Raw genomic sequence first — 1,791 nt, 5'->3', positions numbered from 1 at the left:
ACCCCGCTTAGGGGCAAAAATACGTGGGCTAAAATATCGAGCGAAGCGAGGACAGCCCACGTGTTTTTGTCCCAGCACGCCCCGCGTGCGTCTACAGCGGTTTGTTAGCTGCCCTGCCAAATTGAAAAGTGACAGCATATACGCTAGCATTGCAAATATGAATAAAGTAGTTATTGATACCAGTGTACTTATTAGTGCCTTGATTGGCAAAACGGGACCTGCACGAGAAGTGGTGCGGCAGTGCTTGCTAGGTCAGTTGAAACCACTGATTAGCACAACCTTATTTTTGGAATATGAAGCTGTCAGTAAGCGAGACAAAATTAAAGAGTTGTGCCCGCTTACACAAGACGAAGTAAACGAGTTACTTGCAGCATTTTTTAGTGTTTGTGAATGGGTGCAGATACATTATTTGTGGCGGCCAAATTTAAAAGATGAAGGCGATAACTTTCTTATTGAACTAGCAGTAGCTGGAAATGCCAAAAGTATTATTACGAATAATCTAAAAGATCTGCGAAATGCGGAATTACAATTTGATGGCTTGAAAGTACTAGCACCTGAAGAATATTTGAGAGGAATTTAATATGTCGACTTTAACCGTACGTTTACCAGACGATAAACATAACCGTTTGAAGGCTTTAGCTGCACATAAAAAGTTAAGCTTAAATAAATTAATTGAAGAATTGTCTACACAAGCAATAGCTGAATTTGATACTGAAGTAAGGTTTAAAGCGATTGCGGCTATCGGAGACAAAAAGAAGGGTTTAGAACTTCTAGAAAAGCTTGATTCACATTTTGGCAACTAACGCCCAACTTAGGGGCAATAACACGCTGGCTAAACTGGGAGCGAAGCGACTGAGCCTGCGTGTTATTGTCCCAGTGAGCGCCAGCGAACGGCTACAGTTGTTTGTTATGTGGCACGTTTAAAATAACCTACACAGTAATACAAACTGACTAAAAACAGACTAAGAACATAACCAAAAGCTACCCTTGGGTAAAGATTGTCCTGAACACAATGTAGTTGCTGGCGTGAATTTATTATTTGAGCACAATCGATATTTAAGGAAATTGAATGAGCTAAAAATAAACATGAAACGAGCAAGGAGAAAACACAGAAGACTATGATTAACCAACGTATTTGAGTAGCGAACCAATAGATAGCGAAAGCTACGCCTACTACAGGAACAGTGTCAGCTAACGCATTTTTAGGGTATTCATAAAAAGATATACAGCCAATGACAAAGAGCATACCTGCAAAGCCAATCCATGTGCCCAGAAATTCAAAGTTTCGGTCACCGTAAGAGTTTCTAAAATTAAACTTTACCTTATATCTTTGCATGATCCTTGGCCACATAACACCCCGCTTAGGGGCAAAAATACGTGGGCTATAATGACGAGCGAAGCGAGGACAGCCCGCGTGTTTTTGTCCCAGCACGCCCCGCGTGCGTCTACAGCGGTTTGTTAGAAGGAATTTCATTCACCGCCGATGTCTCCGGCACCTGAATCTCCACCAAAGCCATAGTCTGAAGACATTAATGAACTATCGTTGTCTTCCAGTGAATCGAAAAACTCCTTAATCCTTCTGGTTTTATTTATTTCTGCTAATTCAGGATCAATTTCGATATCGTAACCGTCTTCAGCGCTCTCGTGGACATCATCCATACCTAAAAGTGCTTTTACTTTTTGAAATCTTTCTGGATATGCGTTGCGATCAATAACTTCATATATTTCGAGCAATTCACTGCGTGAATAAGATTCAAAATCTGGTTCCGACTCCATAGAACTAATTCCTTC

The 1,791-nt window shown here is 40.9% G+C and carries 2 protein-coding genes and 1 pseudogene; 2 read left to right on the top strand and 1 reads right to left on the bottom strand.

The window, feature by feature from the left end; translation table 11 throughout:
• Positions 1-157: 157 nt before the first annotated feature.
• Positions 158-580 (top strand): putative toxin-antitoxin system toxin component, PIN family, encoded by a 423-nt coding sequence (locus tag V7R42_RS19840; protein WP_334022392.1) that lies wholly within the window; start codon positions 158-160, stop codon positions 578-580.
• A gap of 1 nt (position 581) precedes the next feature.
• Entirely contained in the window at positions 582-803 is a 222-nt protein-coding gene (locus V7R42_RS19835; RefSeq protein WP_334022391.1) for a toxin-antitoxin system HicB family antitoxin, read from the top strand.
• A 667-nt stretch (positions 804-1,470) separates the two neighbouring features.
• Here V7R42_RS19835 and V7R42_RS19830 read toward each other — a convergent pair.
• Positions 1,471-1,791 (bottom strand): annotated as a pseudogene (locus tag V7R42_RS19830) (hypothetical protein); the annotation flags it as partial.

Source organism: Alteromonas sp. S015 (assembly GCF_036864485.1).
Taxonomy (GTDB): domain Bacteria; phylum Pseudomonadota; class Gammaproteobacteria; order Enterobacterales; family Alteromonadaceae; genus Alteromonas.
Note: the sequence above shows the minus strand (reverse complement) of the source record. Positions and strands in the feature narration are given on the sequence as shown.